Raw genomic sequence first — 19,397 nt, forward strand, 5'->3', positions numbered from 1 at the left:
AGTCGTTATTGAGCCGTGGTGTCCGGGTCGCCATCGAGGGCCGCCGCGAGCATCGGGGCGAACTGGTCGACGACGTAGTCGATGGAAAGCGGGGTCTGGAACCAGAGAGCCGCGGCCAGCGGGCCATCGGGATCCGGCCAGACCGAGCGACCCTCCCGGGCGAGGCGCAGGCCCTGGTAGACGGGCAGCGCCTCGATTTCGGCGCGCTTGCCCTCCGGCCAGATGACCACGTCGAGATCGATCATCCTGGCCTGCTCGAGGCTGAGATAGACCCAGCCCGCATCGTCCGCGAGGGCGTCGAGTTCGGCCGGGAAGGTGAAGCCGAGGCTGGTGAGGAAACGCGACGTAGGCAGGTCTGCGCTCCAGAGTGCGATCTGGCCTTCGCGGAACGCGGCCATCGTGGCCGACTTGCCGGCGAATTCGGGGTGCCGGGTCGCGACGGCGGCGGTCTTGGCTTCAAGGCTGGCGATGATGTCTTCGGCCTTGGCGGTGCCGCCCGAAGTTGCCCGGTCGATCTGGCGGAGCTGTTCCTGCCACGGGGTGCCCCAGAGCGGAAATTCCTTGGGCTGGAGGACGACCGGGGCGATCTGGGAGAGCTTGCGGTAGTTCTCTTCGCTGATGTCGGTGAAGATCGCGACGATCAGGTCAGGATTCTGCGCCAGCACCCACTCGATGTTGAGTTCGCGCGGGCCGACGGCCGGCTCGGCCTTGAGCGCGGCGCGTTCGTCTTCGGCCCAGGGCCAGGTGGCGTAGGGCTGCTTGCCCCACCATTCGGTGACGCCGACCAGCGCCAGCCCGAGGGCATAGACGAAGTCCTGGTCGTTCAGGCCGAGGGTAATGATCCGCCTGGGCGGAGCCTGGATGACCGTATCGCCATAAAGGTGCGGAACGGTAACCGGAAATTGCTGGGCGGACGCGGGAGGGGCGATCGCCAGCACGAGTGCCGCGAATGCCGCGGCAACGAGGCCTTTGGGTGTCATTACGCTTTCTCTGCGATGGCATGGACCTCGCCCGCGCCGCGCGGAACCACGAGCGGGGTGTGCGAGATCGGGTCTTCGATTACGAGGCAGGGCAGGCCGAAAACGGCCTCCACCAGTTCCGCGGTGACGATGCCGGTGGGTTGGCCTTCGGCCATCACGCGGCCCTCGCGCATGGCGATGAGGTGGGTGGCATAGCGACAGGCCTGGTTGAGGTCGTGAAGCACCGCGACGATGGTTTTGCCTTCATCGCGGTTGAGACGCCTGAGCAGTTCGAGCAGTTCGATCTGGTGGGCGATGTCGAGGAAGGTGGTCGGCTCGTCGAGCAGCAGGAGCGGCGTTTCCTGGGCGAGGACCATCGCCACCCAGACCCGCTGGCGCTGGCCGCCCGAAAGCTCGTCCACAAGACGCCCCGACAGGTCGGTGACCTTGGTGGCCTCCATCGCGCCGATCACCGCCGCTTCGTCGTCCTTCGACCATTGCTGGAGGAACTTCTGGTGCGGATAGCGGCCGCGGGCGACGAGGTCGGCTACCGTGATCCCGTCAGGCGCCAGCGAGGTTTGCGGCAGAAGGCCAAGTTTGCGGGCAACATCCCTGGCCGGATAGGACTGTATCGAGCGGCCGTCGAGAAGGACTTCGCCCGATGCCGGGCGCAGCAGGCGCGAGAGGGCGCGCAGCAGTGTCGACTTACCGCAGGCATTGGGGCCCACGATGACGGTGAACGAGCCATCGGGAATGGCGACGCTCAGGTTCTCGGCGATAAGGCGCCGGTCATAGCCGATAGTCGCGGCGCGCGCCTCGATGCGTGCGGGGGATGGCCTGGATGGTGCTGGCTTGATCTTGTTCATCATGGCTGGCGCCTGGCCTCGCGCATGAGGAGCCAGGCAAAGTAGAGGCCGCCCAGGCACACGGTGACGATACCCACGGGGAGCTGGCTCGGAGCGAAGGCGCGTTGGGCGAGGACGTCGGAAGCGGCAAGAAGCAACGCGCCCATCGCCGCGGCCGGCAGGAGCGCAACGCCGGCCGAACCGGCGAGGCGCCGCGCGATCTGCGGAGCGGCGAGCGCGACAAAGGCGATGGGGCCGGCAATGCCGGTGGCGATGGCGGTGAGCGCTACGCCCACCATCATGAGCCCTAGTCGCGTACGCTCCACGCTGACGCCGTGTGCGCGGGAGGCGTCGTCGCCCAGTTCGAGCTGGCGCATGGGGCGGGAAAGCAGGAGCACGAAGGGCATTACCAGCGCGAGCACGATGCTCGCTTGCAGCAGCCGATCGAGTCCTAGCCCGTTGAGCGAGCCCGAACCCCAGATTGACGCCATCATGGCGACCTTGAGATCGGCCCGCAGCATCAGCCAGGTGTTGAGCGAGGTGAGCATGGCGCTGACGCCGATGCCGACGACGATGAGACGAAAACCCTGCACGCCGCTCCGCCAGGAAAGCCCGTAGACCACGATCGCAGTCAGGAGCCCTCCGACCAGCGCGCCTCCGGCAACGGCATAGAAGCTGCCGCCGAGGAGCGTGATGACAATGAGGGCGCCCGTGTATGAGCCGGCGTTGAAGCCGATGATGTCGGGGCTGCCCAGTGGATTGCGGGTAAGCGACTGGAAGATGGCGCCGGAAACACCCAGCGCAGCCCCCAGAAGCAGTGCGAGAGCGGCCCGGGGCAGGCGCCACTCGACCACCACCATGTGCGCCTTGGGGGAGGCCTGGCCGAAGAGAGCGCCGATGACCTCGCCGACCGGCACCGCGAACTCGCCGCTGGCCAGGGCAAAGAGGCTCACCGCCAACGCCATGGTCACAAGCGCGAGCGTTACGACGAGCGCCTGCAGATCCAGCCGTTGGGTGATGCGTCCGTCCAGGAGGCGCACGATGCCGAACGGACGCCCGAATAACATGGTGGTGCTCGCAGGCGTCGTCATAGGCCGCTCGCCCCGCCGCGACGGGCCAGGATGATCAGCACCGGGGCGCCGATGAATGCGGTGACGATCCCGACCTGGAGCTCTCCCGGTGGCATGACCACACGGCCGACGATGTCGGCACAGAGCAGCAGGATGGGGGCAAGGACAAGCGTAAAGAGGATGATCCAGCGCTGGTCGGGACCCACGATCCAGCGTGCCACATGCGAGATCATGAGGCCGACGAAGGTGATCGGGCCAGCCGCCGCCGTGGCGGAACCGGCGAGGAGCGTCACGGCGACCACGACGATGGCGCGGGTGCGCAGGATGCTGGTGCCCAGCGATGCCGCCAGGTCGTCGCCAAGCGCGATGGCGTTGAGCGGACGGGCCACCAGGAGCGCCAGCAGGCCGCCGGCCAGCATGAAGGGCAGCGAGACGGTAAGGTTATCGAGCCTGGGCGTCACCAGCGAACCGGCAGCCCAGAAGCGCATGCGGTCGAAGGTCGCCGGGTCCAGGATCGCGAAACCCGACGAGATGCCGGTAAGCACGGCGCCGATGGCGATGCCGGAAAGGGTCAGCCGCGCCGGCGTCGCCGCGCCTCGGCCGACCGAACCGATGGCGTAGACGAGTACCGTGGCGCCAAGCGCTCCGGCAAAGGCGAACCAGATATAGGACTGGATGGTCGCAATCCCGAAGATGCCGACACCCAGCGAAACGGCGAAGGTCGCGCCGGCATTGACGCCGAGAATGCCCGGGTCCGCCAGTGGATTGCGCGTCAGGGCCTGGATCAGGGCTCCCGAAAGCCCGAGCGCTGCGCCGACCGACAGTCCGAGCAGTGTGCGCGGCACGCGCAGCGTCATGATGATGGCGTGGTCGTCGCTGCCCGCATAGGAAAACAGCGCCTCGAGAACGGTCGGGAAAGGGATGTTGCGCGAGCCCACGGCAATGCTGGTGAGGCAAACGAGAGCGAGCGCGACGATGACGACGATGAGGAGGGCGAAACGCCTGCCGTTGCTCTCGGCAAGGCCGGAAGGCCTCGTCCCATCATCGCGTCGCGCTGCGGCGAGGCTGGTCACAGGCCGAACTTCTCGAGTGTTGCCTCGACTTCGTCGGTCACTTCCTCGCCATCGCGCCCGGAGCCCCAGAGCGCGTCGATCTTCTTCTTGACGGCCGGGTCGAGCGCTTCCCAGCGCGCGTTCCAGTCGGTGCGCTTGTCGGTCCAGTAGCCGGTGGCGGAATATCGCGCCGAGGGCCAACTGAGTTCGTGGCGCAGGTATTTGCGCACGGCCCGCACCGCCTTCATCTCGGCGGCCACCCAGACATAGACGGATTTGTCGGCAGGAACGGCCACCGCGCGCACCGCTTCGGGTATTTGTGTCGGTCCGACGCCATTGCCGGCTCCATGGAGCCAGATGACCTTGAGGTTTGCCCGGGTCTCGAAACGCTGCTCGTGGCTGGCATCGGGCACTTCGGCAATGACGCTGACCTCCACATGCGGGGCCAGTTGCTCGACCAGTCGGCCAACGGCAGGGAGCCCCGTGGCGTCGCAGGCGAGCAGCAGCCAGTTCATATCGGCGGGCGCGTCATAGATGGGGTGCGGTTCGCGGATGACGATGGTGTCGCCAATTTTGGCCGACTGCGCCCATGCGCTGGCCTGGCCATGGTCGTGAACCACAAAGTCGAGATCGATCTCGCCGGGCCGGGCCTTGCGGATGGTGTAGCATTCGCAATGAGCCGGCGTCTTGCCCTCGGGGTACTTCCAGTGCCCCTTCTCGTCGATCTCGGGAAGAACGACGTCGCCGGTGTCGCTGTCGGGGAAGAAGAGCCGGATGTATTCGTCGCCAACCCCGGTAGAAACCAGGTTCTTGAGACCTTGGCCACCAAGGGTGATCCGCACCATGCCGGGCGTGACCATTTGCCGGTTGAGCACCGTGCCAGTGAGCAGCTTGAGTGGCGCCATTCGCCCGCGTCCATTTTTCCATGCGCCGTCAATGGGTTGACTGACGAGCAATCAACCCGGTGCATGGCCGGCGCGAAACTTCCTTGGTCTCGCACAGCTACAAATTATGATTATTAAAGTCAACTAATTTACGAGGACGGAACGGCCTTTGCCGACAACTTCCCTCGAACCACCAGGGGGCCGACATTTGAGCGGGGCGTCTTCCGCTCAAATGCGCCGAGACTTTCGCGCTACCCGCCTACTTGCCGGCCAGGGCCTTGCCGAGCATGAAGCCCGAGCCGGCTCCGGTGCCGGCGCCGGGCCAGGTCGAGGCGCCGACCATGTAGAGGTTGCGAACCGGGGTCTTGTGGCGCGACCAGCCGCCGGCCGGGCGGAAGAGGAAATTCTGGTCGAGGTGGTGGCTGCCCGACAGGCTGTCGCCGTGGACGAGGTTGGGATTGGCGCGTTCGAGGTCGAGCGGGGAGAGTATGTGGGTGCCCTCGATCTTGCCGCGCAGGCCCGGGGCGTAGCGCTCGATGATCGAGAGGATGCGCTCGGCATAGGCCTCCTTGGCGCTGTCCCAGTCGCGCGCCGTGATGACGCCTTCCGCGTCGCCCTTGATGTCATAGGGCACGACGCGCGCCTGTACCCAGAGCACATGCTTGCCGGCGGGCGCGCGCGAAGGGTCGAGCGCCGTGGGCTGGCCGACAACGAGCGCGGGCTCGGAGGGCAGGAGGCCCGAGGTCGCCTGCTGGTAGGCGCGTGACATCATCTGATAGTCGGGGGCGAGGTGTACGTAGGCGAAGCGCCGGAGCTCGGGGCTGGCCGTCCAGTCCGGCAGGTCCGAGAGCGCCAGGTGCAGCATCATGGTGCCGGGACCCGGGCGGAAATTCCGCACGGCGCTGGAGAGCGTTGTCGCGCCCGCCGACTGGCCGAGAAGCTTGTTGGCGAGGATTTGCGGGTGGACGTTGGCGATGACGGCGCGGCTAGCCGTTAGGCGGCTGCCGTCATCGAGTTCGACGGCGCTGGCGCGGCCGCTTTCCTCGACGATCCGGGTGACGGCGCGGCCGAAATGGATCTCTCCGCCCAGGGCGGTGAGGTAGGCCGACATGGCCTTGATGATGGTGTCGGCGCCGCCCTTGCCGATGACCATGCCGAAATTCTGGTTGGCCATGGATTCGAGATAGGGGAATACCGCCCCGCCGGCGATGTCGGGGCCGAAATCGAGATGGAGGCCCCAGGCCGCCATCAGCGCGCGCACCTGCTGGCTTTCGAAATTGGCGTCGAGATAAGCGCGTGGCGAGGAGATCAGGAGCTTGACCATGTCGCGCACCCAGGCATAGCCCTTCTTGCGCAAGGCCTTGACGAGCAATTGCACGACCTCGAACGAGGGCATGGGCGTGCCCATGACGCCGCCGATATAGGCGGCTTCCTCGGGGAAGGCCTGCGCCATCCTGCGCCATTGGGCGGCGTCGGCCTTCGAGAAGGCCTCGATGCGGGCGGTGGTGGCGTCAAGGTCGGTGCTGACGCCCAGCCATTTGCCGTCCGGAAAGGCCGAGGCGAAGCTGTCGGAGACCGGGACGAAGTCGAGGCCGTGGCGGAGGAGGCCTTCCTTGTGGGCGGCGAAGAAGGCCGAGCCGGCGAACATGGAAAGGTTCATGGCGAAGAGGTCGTGGCGGTAGCCGGGAAGCGTGACTTCCTCGGTCCGGACCGCGCCGCCGGCAGAATTGGCGCGTTCGACCACGGCGACTTTCCAGCCCTTGCTGGCCAGATGAACGGCGGCCGCCAGGCCGTTGTGACCGGCGCCTACCACGATGGCATCGTACGACAAATTTCCCTCCGAAATGCCCCAGGATGCGGGCATCCGCGCTGCTCCCCGCAGCGATTTCGCCCGCAATCAATAAATATGCATCTTGCGATATTTTGAACCTAAAGTATCGTGCACTTAACCGCAACGCGGCTGGAACGCATATTTGCACATGCATGAGAGTGTTCTAGCGTTGGGCTAAAGGGAGGCCCTCGGGCCTCAACAGGGACCTGAAGGAGAATTTGTACATGACTGCCATCCAGGCATTGGCTTCCGTCGCCACCGCCCTCGCCTCCGGCGACGTCCAGATCGTCGACCTGACGGCGCCGCTCGGCCCCAATACGCCGGTGCTCTACCTGCCGCCGGATTTCGCCAAGAACACCCCCAGCTTCAAGATGCACGAGATCTCCAAGTATGACAGCAACGGCCCGTGGTGGGCCTGGGGCTGGATGGAGCTTGGCGAGCATACGGGCACCCATTTCGACGCGCCGATCCACTGGGTTTCGGGCAAGGACGTCCCCAACAACACCACCGATACCCTGGAGCCGCAGACGTTCGTCGCGCCGGTCGTGGTCATCGATTGCCACGCGGAAGTTGCCAAGGATGCCGACTTCCTGCTGACCGCCGACATGGTGAGGGCCTGGGAAGCCAAGCACGGCGAGATCAAGAAGGGCAGCTGGGTGCTGATGCGCTCGGACTGGTACCACCGGAACGGCTCGACCGAGACTTTCCTCAATGCCGACGAGAACGGCTCGCACACGCCCGGCCCGAGCGTGGACTGCATCGAATACCTGGTTTCCAAGGAAGTGCTGGGCTGGGGCAGCGAATGCGTGGGCACCGACTGGGGCAATGCCGCCACGCTCAACCCGCCGTTCCCGGCACACTCGCTGATGCTGGGCGCGGGCGGCTATGGCTTGGCCAGCCTCATCAACCTCGACAAGCTGCCGGCCACCGGCGCGCTGCTGGTCGTTGCGCCGCTCAAGATCGTCGGCGGCACCGGCAGCCCGGTCCGCGCCTTCGCTCTGGCGCCGCGCGCCTGAGCGGACTGACTTAGGGGGGACGAGGGATGGCCGACGCCGACTACATCATCGTGGGGAGCGGCATCAATGCCCTCGTCGCCGCTGCAATGCTGGGCAAGAAGGGCCGCAAGGTCCTTCTGCTCGAACGGAACGATGTGGCCGGCGGCTGCATCCGCACCGAGGAAATTACCGAGCCGGGCTTCATCCACGACGTGATGGCCACGACTTTCGTGCTGTTCACCACCTCGCCGGCCTTCGGCGTGCTGGGCGCGGACCTGGCCCGGCACGGCCTCGAATTCGCCAATAGCGACGATCCCACCGGCGTGCTGTTCCCGGACGGGCGCAGCCTCGTGCTGTCGCGCGACCGCGCCAGGAACGTGGAAGCGTTCTCGAAGGCCCATCCCGAGGATGGTCCGGCCTTCGCCCGAGAAATGGGACGGTTCGGCGAGAATGCCGATTTCGTCTTCGGCCTGCTGGGCGGACGGCTGTGGTCGCTCGACATGATCAAGGTGGTCGGCAGGCAGGCGATGAAGCGCGGCCTGCGCGGGCTCGCCGCCTTTTTCGGGGAGGCGCTGGTGTCGGCGCGGCCCTATCTCGAGACGCGCTACAAGTCCGAGGAAATGCGCGGGCTCTTCGCGCCCTGGGTGCTCCATTGCGGACTTAACCCCGACAATTCCTATTCGGGCGAAATGCTCAAGGTCATCGGCTTCGCCATGGAGGCCGCCGGGGCGCCGATCGTCAAGGGTGGGGCGCGCAACGCGGTCAAGGCCTTCGAGGCGCTGATCGGCGAGCAGGGCGGCTCGATCCGAACCGGCGCCGATGTCGAGCGGATCGTGCTGGACGATGCCGGTCGCGCCATGGGCGTACGGCTGGCCGATGGCGACCTCTTGACGGCGCGGCGCGGGGTCATCGCCTCGGTGACGCCGAACCAGCTCTACGAGCGCCTGCTGGGCGGCGAGAAGCTGCCGGCCGCGGTCAGCGAGGGCGTCGCCAATTACCGCTACGGCAAGGGCGACATGCAGATCCACTACGCCCTCAAGGCGCCGCCGAAATGGCGCAGCCCGGGGCTGGAGAAGACGGCGCTCATCCATTTGACGCTTGGTCTGGATGGCGTCTCCAAGGCAGCCAACGAGGCCGAGCGCGGCATGCTGCCGGAAGTGCCCACGATCTGCGTGGGCCAGCCGACTGCGCTCGACCCCTCGCGGGCCCCGGAAGGCAAGGCCATCCTCTGGCTGCAGCTGCCCGAGGCACCGCGCTTCATCAAGGGCGACGCTGCCGGGGAGATCGCAGCGCCCGCCGACGGGCGATGGAGCGAAGACGTGCGCGAGAAATTCGCCGACCGCGTCGAGGCGATCCTGCGCAGCCATATCGAGAATTTCGACGAGGCGGTGATCAGGCGGAAGGTCTATTCGCCGGCAGACCTTGAGGCCATGAACGTCAACCTGGTCGGTGGCGACCCCTATGGCGGCTATTGCGGCATAGACCAGTTCTTCATCTGGCGACCCTTGAAGAGCTCGGTCAACCACACTACCCATGTCCCCGGCCTCTACCATATCGGGGCGTCCAGCCATCCGGGTCCGGGCCTGGGGGGTGGATCGGGCTTCCTGCTGGGCAAGGCGCTAAGCTAGCGCCACTCCATCTCCGACACGTGGAGGCAAGTGTGACCGACAAGTATTTCCTGGGAACGTCCCGCGAGGCCTCGGACAATAACCGTCTGCCGAGCCTGGGCGAGATCGGCCTTTCCCGCTTCGCGCCGCATCTGATCAATCGCCTGTCGGCCAGCTACAATGCGAACCTGCAGGAAGTGCTCAAGCCGCACGACATGACGACGGCCAAGATGCGGGCGCTGTCGCTCCTGACCATCGCGGCGGGGCTCACGGTCAACGAGCTTTCCTACCTGGCCGTGGTCGAGCAATCGACGATGAGCCGCACGCTGGATTCGCTCGAGGAGCAGGGCTATGTGCGCCGGCAATCGCGGCCCGACGACATGCGGGTGCGCGAGATCCACATCACTGAGGAAGGGCGTACGGCGTTCCAGGCGTTCTGGCCCACGCTCTTCGGGATGTTTTCGCAGTTGTTCGAAGACGTGAGCGCAGAGGAATACGACGCCTTCGTCACCACGCTCCACAAGGTACTGCGCAATATGGACAAGCACGGAATTTCCGCGCCTACGCCAGGAGGGCGAGGCGGGGAGGGGAAGTAGGCGGCGCTGGATTCGAGTGCCACCCCTGACGCTGCAATCCCAATTCCTACCAAAATGTGGGCGATGTCGGACTATCGTGCCGGCAGCTTCCCTCTCCCTTGCGGGGAGAGGACACGGCACGCCCCAACCAATCTAGTTCGCAAAACTCCGGATCGTCGCCAGCGCCCCATCCAGCGCTTTGCCCTTTTCATCGTGAAGCGCGGCCTGGACCAGGCGCTTGAGCCAGGCGCCGCCGTCTTCGCGCGCCTCGAGCATGGGCACGGCGCTCAGCACGCGGTCGAACTTGGCTTCGCCGCGGCTATGGGTGTCCGAATAGCCCTTGATGAGGCGGCGGGTGCCGATGACCGAGGTGGCCAGGTCGTAGTTGACCGGCAGCAGGCGGGTGGCGGTGTCGAGCCAGGCGGCGACATGGGCCATTTCGCGCTTGTGGCGCAGCATGGTGCGGCGCATGGGCTTGAGGGCGGAAACCATGTAGAGGCCGGCGAACCAGAACACAGTGCCCGTGCGCACGCGCCGGCCCTTGTTCACGAAGCGGTCCATGAAGGCGTAGAGGCCCTTGCGGTCCTCGATGAACTGGCCGAGCGCGGCGGGCATGGTGCCGCACACTTCCTCCATGCGCGGATGCATGTATTCGGTGGTGTAGACCAACTGGTCCTTGCCGGCGCCGACTTCCTTGCGCACGCGCTCGAAACGCGAGGCGCGGGTCTTGAGGTCGGCGACGCGGACGACGTCGTCATAGGCCATGGCATTGGCCAGGTATTTGGCGACTTCCTGGCTGAAGGCTAGGCCGTGGGCCTCGCCATTGGCCTTGCGGTCGAGCGCCAGCAGGTCGCGGGCGCGGTCGAGATATTCGTTGGCGTAGCGCACGTCCTGGAAATCGACGAGCTTCTTGATGCCGGCGAAGAGCATGGGGCCGAGCGCAGCGGGGAACTCGGAATGGATGCGGCCGAGGAGAGCGTCGAGCTGGGGCTGGCCGACCGAACGCGGCGGCTCGGGCAGATCCTTTTCGGGCTTCTTGGCAACCTTGTCGGGCTTGCCCTCGGTGGCGCGGTCGAGAGCGGCGCCGAAGGCGCGCAGGCTCGCTTCGATGCCCTTGCCACCGGCCTTGATGGCGCCTTCGAAGGCCTCGCGGCCGAAGGGCAGGGTGCCCGAGCCGGCAAGGGCGCCGAACATGGCGGAGGAAATCACCGAGCCGTTCTTTTCGGCGAGCGTCTGCATGTCGAAGACGATGGTCCGCTTTGCAGCGACGCCGAAGGCTTCGACAACCAGTTGCGGGTCGGCGGTGCCGTCGCCCGGCATCTCCTTTTCGCCCACGGCGTAGGAGCGGTGGGTGGAGGCGATGAGCGTGGTCTTGTCGGGGGTGACGATGCCGCGCAGCATCGAGCGCCCGGCTTCCATGAACTCGGCGGCGAGGACGATGTCGACGTCGCCGGGAGTCGGCATGAGCGAAAGGACGGGCAACTTGCCGTCCTTGGGGGCCAGCATTTCGACGTAATAGATGGTGGCGCCGGTGCGCTGGGCGACGCCGGGGACCGAGGTCGACTGGGCGATCCAGCCCTGCTGTTCGGCCATGGCGACGATCCAGTCGGCAAGCACGCCGCCGCCCTGTCCGCCCATGGCGAGAATGGCGATGGAGATGGGCTTGTCGAAGGCGGGTGCGGAAAGGGTGCTGGCCATGTCGATCACGCGAAAGCGATGCGGCGCGCCTGACGGCGGCGCTGGAAGAAGCCGATCACGGCATTGCGGACGCGCGCCATGAAGAGATCGGTCTTGGAGGGGTTGTAGATGATGTCCGCCCGGTAGAAGGAGGGGCAGAGCACAGCGGCCTCGGAGACCTCCCCGCAATTGCCGCAGCCGACGCAGGAATTGTCGATGGCCACGATCGGATCGTCGCGCAGCGGGTCGTTGGTGTGCTTGAGCGAAAGCGAAGGGCAGCCCGAGAGGCGAATGCAGGCGTGGTCGCCCGTGCAGGTATCCTCGTCCACCCCGAAGCGTTCGCGCACCATGCGCTTGCCGTCCTTGACGCCCTTGGAGAAGAGCGGCTTTTCGCGGCGCTGCTTGTTGAGCATGCACTCGGAGGAAGCGACGATGATCTTGGGGCCTTCCTCGTCCGAGGTCAGCGCTTCCTTCAAGGTGTCGCGCATCTTGCCGACATCGTAGGTGCGGTCGATCTGGCGCACCCATTTGGCGCCGATGCCCTTGACGGCCTTGGTGATGGAATTGTTGGTCGAGCGCAGCGGATTGAGGGCGCGCGAGGACAGGATGTCCTGCCCGCCGGTGGCGGAGGAATAGTAATTGTCCACCACCATGATGACGCCGTTGTGCTTGTTGTAGACGGCGTTGCCCACGGAAGTCGAAAGGCCGTTGTGCCAGAAGCCGCCATCGCCCATCACCGCGATGGAGCGCTTTTCGGCGTCGACGTTGAAGGCGGAGGCCGAGGCGGGCCCGAGGCCGTAGCCCATGGTGGAGCCGCCGATATTGAAAGGCGGCAGGATCGAGAAGAGGTGGCAACCGATATCGGCCGAGACATGGTGCTCGCCCAGTTCCTGCTCGACCAGCTTCATGGCGGCGAAGATCGGGCGCTCGGGGCACCCGGTGCAGAAGCCGGCGGGGCGGGCGGGCACGACATCGGCCAACGCCTTGACCTTGGGGTCGGCAAGGACGGCGTCGGCGCTCGGCAGGGGCGGGCGGTTGCCCAGATATTGCGGGGCATGTTCGCCCAGGAACTTCTCGACGCCCTTCATGAGGACGGCGGCGGTGTAGTCGCCGCGGATCGGCAGGGTGCCCTTGCCGGCGAGGACGGTCTGGATATCCCGGCGGCGCAGAGCCGTGGCGACGGCCTGCTCGAGATATTCCGGGTGCCCTTCCTCGACCATGAGCACGGCCTGCTTGCCGGCGCAGAAGGCCACCACCTCGTCATCGACGAGCGGGTAGGTGACGTTGAGGACGTAAAGCGGGATGGCCGAATTGCCGTAGGAATCGGCAAGGCCGAGCAGTTGCAGGCCACGGATGACGCTGTTGTACATGCCGCCCTGCAGGATAATGCCCACCGGGCCTTCCTCGGGGCCGAAGTGCTCGTTGAGCTTCCTGTCCTTGATGAACTGCAGCGCGGCGGGCCAGCGCTTCTCGATCTTGTCGCGGTCGTGAATGGTGATCGATTGCGGCGGCAGCACGATGCGGTCGAGCTCGCGCACCGGATTCTCGAGCGCTTCCTTGATGGTGTGTTTCGGCTTCTGGTTGTCCTTGGCGACGAACTGGCCGTGGACATGGCAGGCGCGGATGCGGACCTGGAGCATGACCGGGGTGTTGGAGGCTTCGGAAAGCTCAAACCCGTCCTCGACGGACTTGACGATGGATTCGAGGTTGGGGCGCGGGTCGAGCAGCCACATCTGCGACTTCATCGCGAAGGCGTGCGAGCGCTCCTGGGGAATGGATGAGCCCTCGCCGTAATCCTCCCCAAGGATGATGAGCGCGCCGCCGACGACGCCCGAGGAGGCGAGATTGGTGAGTGCGTCCGAGGCGACATTGGTGCCGGCGGTGGACTTCCAGGTGACAGCGCCGCGCAGCGGATACATCACCGAGGCCGAAAGCATGGCGGCGGCGGCGGCCTCCGAGGCCGAGGATTCAAAGTGAACGCCCAGATCGTCGAGCACGGGCTTGGCGTCGGAGAGGACGTCCATCAGGTGCGAGATCGGCGAGCCCTGGTAGCCGCCGACATAGGCAACGCCAGATTGCAGCAGCGCCTTGGTGATGGCGAGGATGCCCTCGCCGCGAAACAATTCGCCTTCGCTGAGCTTCAAGTCCTCGACTTCACGCGCAAACGACCGCTCAGCCATGGCTGACGTCTCCCCTCTAAGCAATGTCAAAGCTACCGGATTTTCCCTCGGCCGGTAGATTTATGCATTTGCATAGTTATCCAATCGCAGCGCGGAGTCAATCTGCGACTTAGGGATTAGGGCGTGGAAGTGCAACCTCAAGATGGCGAATAGACGACTCTCAAACTCTGGATTGCCTAGGGTAACTTGCGCCTTTGTTAAGCAAGGTGCCGCACTTAGCAGCAAACGCGCGGGCGGCGGCCGGGCGCGCGCCGGCACATTTCCACCGAAAGCTTCAGCCCTAAAATATCATCTAGATGCATGAGCAAGGATATGTTTAAGTATAAAATATCCGGGGTAGCGCGTTCCGGGATCCGGGGAATCGAAAAGCGCAAAGAGAGGGAACTACATGACTATCTCACGTCGTAACTTTTTGGCGGGGAGCGCCGCGGGCGTGATCGGCGCGATCCTGGCCGGCCAGATGCCGGCCTTCGCGCAGGACAGCGACACGCTCACCATTGCCTTCAACGTCAACCTGCCGGGCTTCGACCCGACGACCGGCGCTTCGGCCGTCAACCCGACCGTGCAGGCCATCTACCGCTCGGTCTTCGACCAGTATATCGGCCAGCGCCCGAACCTGGAGTTCGAGCCGGGCCTGCTCACCGCCTGGGGCTGGAACGAGGACAATACCAAGGTCTTCATGGACGTGCGCGAGAATGCCACCTGGCATGACGGCTCGCCCTTCACGCCCGAAGACGTCAAGTGGTCGATCGAGCGCGCCGCCGATCCGGCGACCGGCAACCCGGTCTCGTTCGTCTGGGCCTCGATCAAGAACCTCACCATCGACGGCAACCGCATCACCGCGGACATGCCGGTCTACGAACCGACCTTCTTCAAGTGGATGGCGTTCCTGACCGGCTACGTCATGCCCAAGGCCTATTACGAAAAGGTCGGCGCCGAGGAATTCAACCGCAAGCCCGTCGGCACCGGCCCCTACATGGTCGACCAGTACGAGGCCAATGCCTTCCTGCGCCTCAAGCGCAACCCGAACTACTGGGGCATCAAGCCGGTCTTCGAAACCGTCGTCTTCAAGTTCGTGACCGACGCCACCAGCCGCGTCGCCGAAATTGAGAGCGGCTCGTCCGACCTCACGCTCGACATTTCCTACGAGGATTTCGACCGCCTCAAGGAGAAGCCGGGTCTGGCCGGTGTCGCCACCCCGATCTCGGACGTGGGTATGATCTTCATCACCAACATCGATCCGATGCTGGACAAGAACGTGCGCCTGGCGGCAATCCACGCCATCGACAAGCAGGCGATCGTGGACCGTCTGCTGCGCGGCTACGGCGTGCCGCTCGACACGCTGCAGACGCCCGAATACCTGGCGTTCGACCCGACCATCAAGCTCGCCTACGACCCCGAGCTTTCCAAGAAGCTCCTGGCCGACAGCGGTTTCTCGACCGACAATCCGGTCAAGTTCACCATTCAGACCACCCGCGGTTTCAAGCCCAAGGATTACGAGATGATCCAGGCGATCGTGGGGATGTGGCGCAAGGTGGGCATCGAGGCCGAGATCGAAGTCTACGAGATCGCCAAGCACTACGAACTGCGCGCCGCCCACCAGTTGGCTCCCGCCGCCTTCTACAACTGGGGCAATGCCATCGCGGACCCGCTGACCTCGACCGGCCATTCCATGTTCGGCCCCTCGCCGAACTCGGCCTGGAAGACGGAAGACCTGGACGCCAAGATGATCCCGCTCATGACCGAGCAGGACGAGGAAAAGCGCATCGCCGGCTGGCGCGAAGTGGACAAGTACATCGCCGAGCAGGGCTATGTGATCCCGCTGCTCCAGTACGTGCAGCCGATCGTCTACAAGTCCTCGCTGGCCGTGCTCCCGAACGTCTCGGGCGCCATGCAGCCGACGCTGGTCGCCAAGGCCTGATCGCGCGATAAAGGGGTCGGGCCGGCAGGCCCGACCCTTCGGCGCCGATCCCGGACGGGGAACCGGATCGAGCGCTTCCAACCTTAGTGCAGCAGAGGGAGCGTGCGACCGATGATTTCGGCCATTCTCAAGCGCGTCGCGATGGGGGCCATAACCCTGCTCGGCGTCGCAATCGTAGTTTTCGTCCTGCTGCGGGTCGCCCCCGGCAACCCGATCGCCATGATGATCGGACCGGGCGCCAGCGAATCCGACATCCTGGCGCTCAAGGCCAAATACGGGCTCGACCAGTCGCTGTTCATGCAGTTCTGGATCTGGCTGACCAATTTCCTGCAAGGCGATTTCGGCACCTCGATCTCGCGGCAGGTGAGCGTGATCTCGCTGCTTTCCGAGCGCCTGCCGGCGACGCTGGAGCTGGCCATCGCCGCCCTCGTCATCGCGGTGCTGCTGGGCGGCCTGATGGCGGTGCTCAGCACGCTTTTGCGCAAGAGCTGGGGCGCCTCGGCGCTCGACGGGGCAAACAGTCTGCTCCTCACCGTGCCGGAATTCGTCTGGGCGCTGGCCTTCGTGCTGCTGCTCGGCGTCGCCTTCCCGATCCTGCCGCTTTCGGGCCGGAACGATCCGGCGGCGGGGACGGTGTTCGTCACCAATTTCTACCTTATCGAAGCCATTCTCACCGGCCGCTGGAGCGTGGCGTGGGACGTGTTCTCGCACATGCTCATGCCGGTCTTTGCCCTCGCCCTGCCGCTGGCGGCCATCATAGCGCGCGTGCTCAAGGAAGCGCTCGGCGAAGCCATGATGCAGGACTACGTGGTGCTGGCCCGGGTCAAGGGCATGAGCGAGCGCCGCCTGGTGCTGGGCGAGGCGCTGCGCAACGCGGTGGGGCCGACGCTGGCGCTGACCGGCGTGCAGTTCACCTTCCTCATCGGCGGCACCGTCATCATCGAGAAGATCTTTTCCTATCCCGGGCTCGGCAACATGGCGATCGATGCGGTCATCAACCGCGACTTTCCGCTGATCCAGGGCCTGATCCTGATGTTCGGCGTGCTGTTCATTCTCATCAACCTGGCGGTTGACCTGCTGGTCGTCGCCCTCAATCCGAGGCTGAGCCGTGGCTGACGCTGTGCACATGACCAATCCGGTGGCGGCGCCGACCCGGCGCGCCTTCGGGCCGACGCTGCGGGCCCTGCTGCGCGATCCCAAAGTCATCATCGGCGGCGGCTTCATCCTGGTGCTGATCGTCCTCGCCATCTTCGCGCCCTGGATCGCTCCGCACGATCCGCTCGAGCAGGACCTGATGCTGGGGCTCTATCCGCCGTCCTGGATGCAGGGGGCAGAGCCCGGCTACTGGCTGGGCACCGACGATCTGGGCCGCGACGTGCTCTCGCGCTTCATCTTCGGCACGCGCATCGCGCTCACCGTCGCCTTCTCGGCCGCCATCATCGCGGCCGCCGTGGGCACGCTTGTCGGGCTTCTCGCCGGCTATTTCGGCGGTTGGGTGGATGCGGTGGTCTCGCGCCTCATCGAGATCTGGATGGCGTTTCCGGCCGTGCTGCTCTCGATCCTCATCGTCGCCATCCTGGGCTCGGGCGTGCATTCGGTGATCTTTGCCATCGCCATCATCGACTGGACGCGCTTCGCTCGCGTGGTGCGCGCCGAGACACAGGCGCAGCGCAATGCCGATTACGTGACGGCGGGCCGGGTGCTGGGCTTCAACGACTTCAGAATCCTCGCCGGGGAAATCCTTCCCAACGTGCTCTGGACCGTGCTCGGTCTCTTCACGCTCGAATTGGGCCTGGCCGTCGTCATCGAGGCCATTCTCTCGTTCGTGGGACTTTCGGTGTCGTCCGACACCCCGACCTGGGGCGGCATGATCGCGCAGGGCCGCACCATCATCTACCAGGCCTGGTGGGTGTTCGCGCTGCCGCTGGTCGGTCTGTTTGCCACCGTCCTTGCCTTCAACCAGCTCGGCGAGGGACTGCGCCGCACGCTCGACCCGGTGATGCAGCGATGAGCAAGCCACTTCTCACCATTTCAAACCTTTCGGCGGTGTCGCGCCGCGACAACAAGCCGATCCTGCGCGACGTCTCGCTCAGCCTCGACAATGGCCGCATCCAGGGGCTGGTGGGGGAGAGCGGGGCGGGCAAGTCCACGATCTCCAAGGCGATCCTGGGCATCCTCGCCTCGAGCGTCACCATCACCGGCGGCAGCGTCATGCTCGATGGCCACGATCTCATCAACATGCCCGAGCGCGAAAAACGCCGCTTCGTGGGCTCGCAGATCGCGCTCATCCCGCAGGATCCGCTGACGGCGCTCAATCCGGGGCGCAAGATCGGCGACCAGCTCACCGACGGGCTCAGGATGTGGAAGGGGCTGAGCGGGAAGGCCGCCGCGGCGCGGGGGCTCGAACTCCTCGACCAGGTGGCGATCCGCGATCCGAAGCGCGTCATGGAGAGCTTTCCGCACCAGCTTTCGGGCGGCATGCGCCAGCGCGTGCTGATCGCCTCGGCCTTCGCGCTGCAGCCACGCCTGCTCATTGCGGACGAACCGACCACGGCGCTCGACGTCACTGTGCAGAAGCAGGTGCTCAAGCTCCTCAAGACCATGCAGGCCGAACACGGCACCGCCGTGCTGTTCGTGACCCATGACCTCGGCGTCGTCGCCCAGCTCTGCGACGAGGTGACCTTGCTGTTCCAGGGCAAGGTGATGGAGCAGGGCGTGGCCGAGCAGATCTTCTCGGCGCCGCGCCATGCCTATACGCGGGCGCTCATCGCGGCCAGCCCGCGCTACGACAATCCGTCGGCGGGGCTGCACCCCATCGACGACGCGGTGATCGCGGCCTGCCGCGCCGAGGTCGCCAGCTTCGACAATCAGGGGGCACGCCATGGCTGACAATCTTCTGGTCGAGACGCGCGACCTGGTGGTGGAATTCGGGCAGAAGCGCTCGTTCCTCGGCCGCGCCCCCCAGCCGCTTCGCGTGCTCAAGGGCGTCAATGTAGGCATAGGGCGGGGCGAGATCGTCGGCATCGTCGGCGAATCCGGTTCGGGCAAGACGACGCTGGGCCGTTCGCTGCTCGGGCTCCAGGCGGCGACGGGCGGCCAGGTGCTGTTCGATGGCAAGCCGCTGGCGGACTTCCCGGGTGGAGAGATCGCGCTGCGCCGGCAGATGCAGATGATCTTCCAGGACCCGATGTCCTCGCTCAATCCGCGCCAGACCATCGCAACCATCCTCTCCAAGCCCATCCTTCTGCACGGCATCGCGCCCGACAAGGCGTCGGCGTTAGCCAGGATCGCAGAGGTACTCGATCGCGTCGGCCTGCCGCAGGCCGTGCTGACGCGCTATCCGCACGAACTCTCGGGCGGGCAGCGCCAGCGCGTCGGAATCGCCCGCGCGGTAATGTTGCGGCCCAGCTTCGTGCTCGCGGACGAGATCGTCTCAGGGCAGGACGTTTCAACCCAGGCGCGCGTCCTGCAACTGCTGCGGGAGTTGTGCGCCGAGATCGGCCTTTCGATGGCGTTCATCAGCCACGATCTTTCGGTCATCCGCGCCCTTTGCCACCGCGTCTACGTGCTCAATGGCGGCGTTGTGGTGGAAGAGGGCGAGTGCGAAAAGGTCTTCGCCAACCCCCAGCACGCCTATACCCGCGCGCTGATCGACGCGATCCCCCTGCCGGTGGTTTCCCAGGACTGGCTGGAAACCACCGCCGCCTGACGACACCAAGCAGATGAGCGAGGCTCGATCGCATTGGTCGCCTCGCGCAGAACGGACCGAACGGCGGGGGCACGTTCGGTCCGTTCGTTTTT

General features: G+C 65.6%; 16 protein-coding genes. 8 read left to right on the forward strand and 8 right to left on the reverse strand.

The annotated features are described in order from the left end of the window. Positions 1 to 5: 5 nt before the first annotated feature. The 6 genes from FNA67_RS02950 to FNA67_RS02975 form a co-directional block, all read right to left on the reverse strand. Positions 6 to 980 (reverse strand): ABC transporter substrate-binding protein, encoded by a 975-nt coding sequence (locus FNA67_RS02950; RefSeq protein WP_147655017.1) that lies wholly within the window; start codon positions 978 to 980, stop codon positions 6 to 8. Continuing rightward, entirely contained in the window at positions 980 to 1,828 is an 849-nt protein-coding gene (locus tag FNA67_RS02955; RefSeq protein WP_147655019.1) for an ABC transporter ATP-binding protein, read from the reverse strand. The genes FNA67_RS02950 and FNA67_RS02955 overlap by 1 nt, the downstream gene beginning before the upstream one ends. Further along, positions 1,825 to 2,895, reverse strand: coding sequence for a FecCD family ABC transporter permease (locus FNA67_RS02960; protein ID WP_147655021.1), 1,071 nt, complete (start codon positions 2,893 to 2,895; stop codon positions 1,825 to 1,827). The genes FNA67_RS02955 and FNA67_RS02960 overlap by 4 nt, the downstream gene beginning before the upstream one ends. After that, positions 2,892 to 3,947 (reverse strand): iron chelate uptake ABC transporter family permease subunit, encoded by a 1,056-nt coding sequence (locus FNA67_RS02965; protein WP_174851667.1) that lies wholly within the window; start codon positions 3,945 to 3,947, stop codon positions 2,892 to 2,894. Before FNA67_RS02965 ends, FNA67_RS02960 begins: the two co-directional genes overlap by 4 nt. Then, a complete protein-coding gene (locus FNA67_RS02970; RefSeq protein WP_147655023.1) occupies positions 3,944 to 4,831 on the reverse strand; it encodes a siderophore-interacting protein in 888 nt (295 codons plus the stop codon). The genes FNA67_RS02965 and FNA67_RS02970 overlap by 4 nt, the downstream gene beginning before the upstream one ends. Before the next feature lie 238 nt (positions 4,832 to 5,069). Then, positions 5,070 to 6,674, reverse strand: a complete 1,605-nt coding sequence (locus FNA67_RS02975) for a phytoene desaturase family protein (protein WP_147655025.1) — start codon at positions 6,672 to 6,674, stop codon at positions 5,070 to 5,072. 191 nt (positions 6,675 to 6,865) lie between these two features. On the opposite strand from FNA67_RS02975, the gene FNA67_RS02980 reads away from it, so the two are divergent. The 3 genes from FNA67_RS02980 to FNA67_RS02990 are packed head-to-tail and all read left to right on the forward strand — an operon-like array spanning position 6,866 to position 9,839. Further along, entirely contained in the window at positions 6,866 to 7,657 is a 792-nt protein-coding gene (locus FNA67_RS02980; protein ID WP_147655026.1) for a cyclase family protein, read from the forward strand. 26 nt (positions 7,658 to 7,683) lie between these two features. Beyond that, positions 7,684 to 9,264 carry a phytoene desaturase family protein gene (locus tag FNA67_RS02985; protein ID WP_147655027.1) on the forward strand — a complete coding sequence of 527 codons (1,581 nt, stop codon included), beginning with the start codon at positions 7,684 to 7,686 and terminating at the stop codon, positions 9,262 to 9,264. Between the two features lie 32 nt (positions 9,265 to 9,296). Next, on the forward strand, positions 9,297 to 9,839 hold the full coding sequence (locus tag FNA67_RS02990; protein WP_049707643.1) for a MarR family winged helix-turn-helix transcriptional regulator: 543 nt from the start codon (positions 9,297 to 9,299) through the stop codon (positions 9,837 to 9,839). A gap of 132 nt (positions 9,840 to 9,971) precedes the next feature. Here FNA67_RS02990 and FNA67_RS02995 read toward each other — a convergent pair whose 3' ends face one another. After that, entirely contained in the window at positions 9,972 to 11,516 is a 1,545-nt protein-coding gene (locus FNA67_RS02995) for an indolepyruvate oxidoreductase subunit beta family protein (protein WP_147655028.1), read from the reverse strand. Positions 11,517 to 11,521: 5 nt separating this feature from the next. Then, on the reverse strand, positions 11,522 to 13,675 hold the full coding sequence (locus tag FNA67_RS03000) for an indolepyruvate ferredoxin oxidoreductase subunit alpha (protein WP_147655029.1): 2,154 nt from the start codon (positions 13,673 to 13,675) through the stop codon (positions 11,522 to 11,524). A gap of 388 nt (positions 13,676 to 14,063) precedes the next feature. Here FNA67_RS03000 and FNA67_RS03005 point away from each other — a divergent pair, with 388 nt between their 5' ends. The 5 genes from FNA67_RS03005 (at position 14,064) to FNA67_RS03025 (ending at position 19,305) form a co-directional block, all read left to right on the forward strand. Continuing rightward, positions 14,064 to 15,596: an ABC transporter substrate-binding protein gene (locus FNA67_RS03005; RefSeq protein WP_147655030.1), complete on the forward strand. Its 1,533-nt coding sequence runs from the start codon at positions 14,064 to 14,066 to the stop codon at positions 15,594 to 15,596. A 111-nt stretch (positions 15,597 to 15,707) separates the two neighbouring features. Beyond that, a complete protein-coding gene (locus FNA67_RS03010; RefSeq protein ID WP_147655031.1) occupies positions 15,708 to 16,712 on the forward strand; it encodes an ABC transporter permease in 1,005 nt (334 codons plus the stop codon). 10 nt (positions 16,713 to 16,722) lie between these two features. Beyond that, positions 16,723 to 17,607, forward strand: a complete 885-nt coding sequence (locus FNA67_RS03015; RefSeq protein ID WP_082202381.1) for an ABC transporter permease — start codon at positions 16,723 to 16,725, stop codon at positions 17,605 to 17,607. Beyond that, positions 17,604 to 18,485, forward strand: coding sequence for an ABC transporter ATP-binding protein (locus FNA67_RS03020; protein ID WP_147655032.1), 882 nt, complete (start codon positions 17,604 to 17,606; stop codon positions 18,483 to 18,485). Before FNA67_RS03015 ends, FNA67_RS03020 begins: the two co-directional genes overlap by 4 nt. After that, positions 18,478 to 19,305, forward strand: a complete 828-nt coding sequence (locus FNA67_RS03025) for an ATP-binding cassette domain-containing protein (RefSeq protein WP_147655033.1) — start codon at positions 18,478 to 18,480, stop codon at positions 19,303 to 19,305. The genes FNA67_RS03020 and FNA67_RS03025 overlap by 8 nt, the downstream gene beginning before the upstream one ends. Positions 19,306 to 19,397 lie beyond the last annotated feature (92 nt).

This window comes from Youhaiella tibetensis, from assembly GCF_008000755.1.
In the GTDB taxonomy this organism is placed as follows: domain Bacteria; phylum Pseudomonadota; class Alphaproteobacteria; order Rhizobiales; family Devosiaceae; genus Paradevosia; species Paradevosia tibetensis.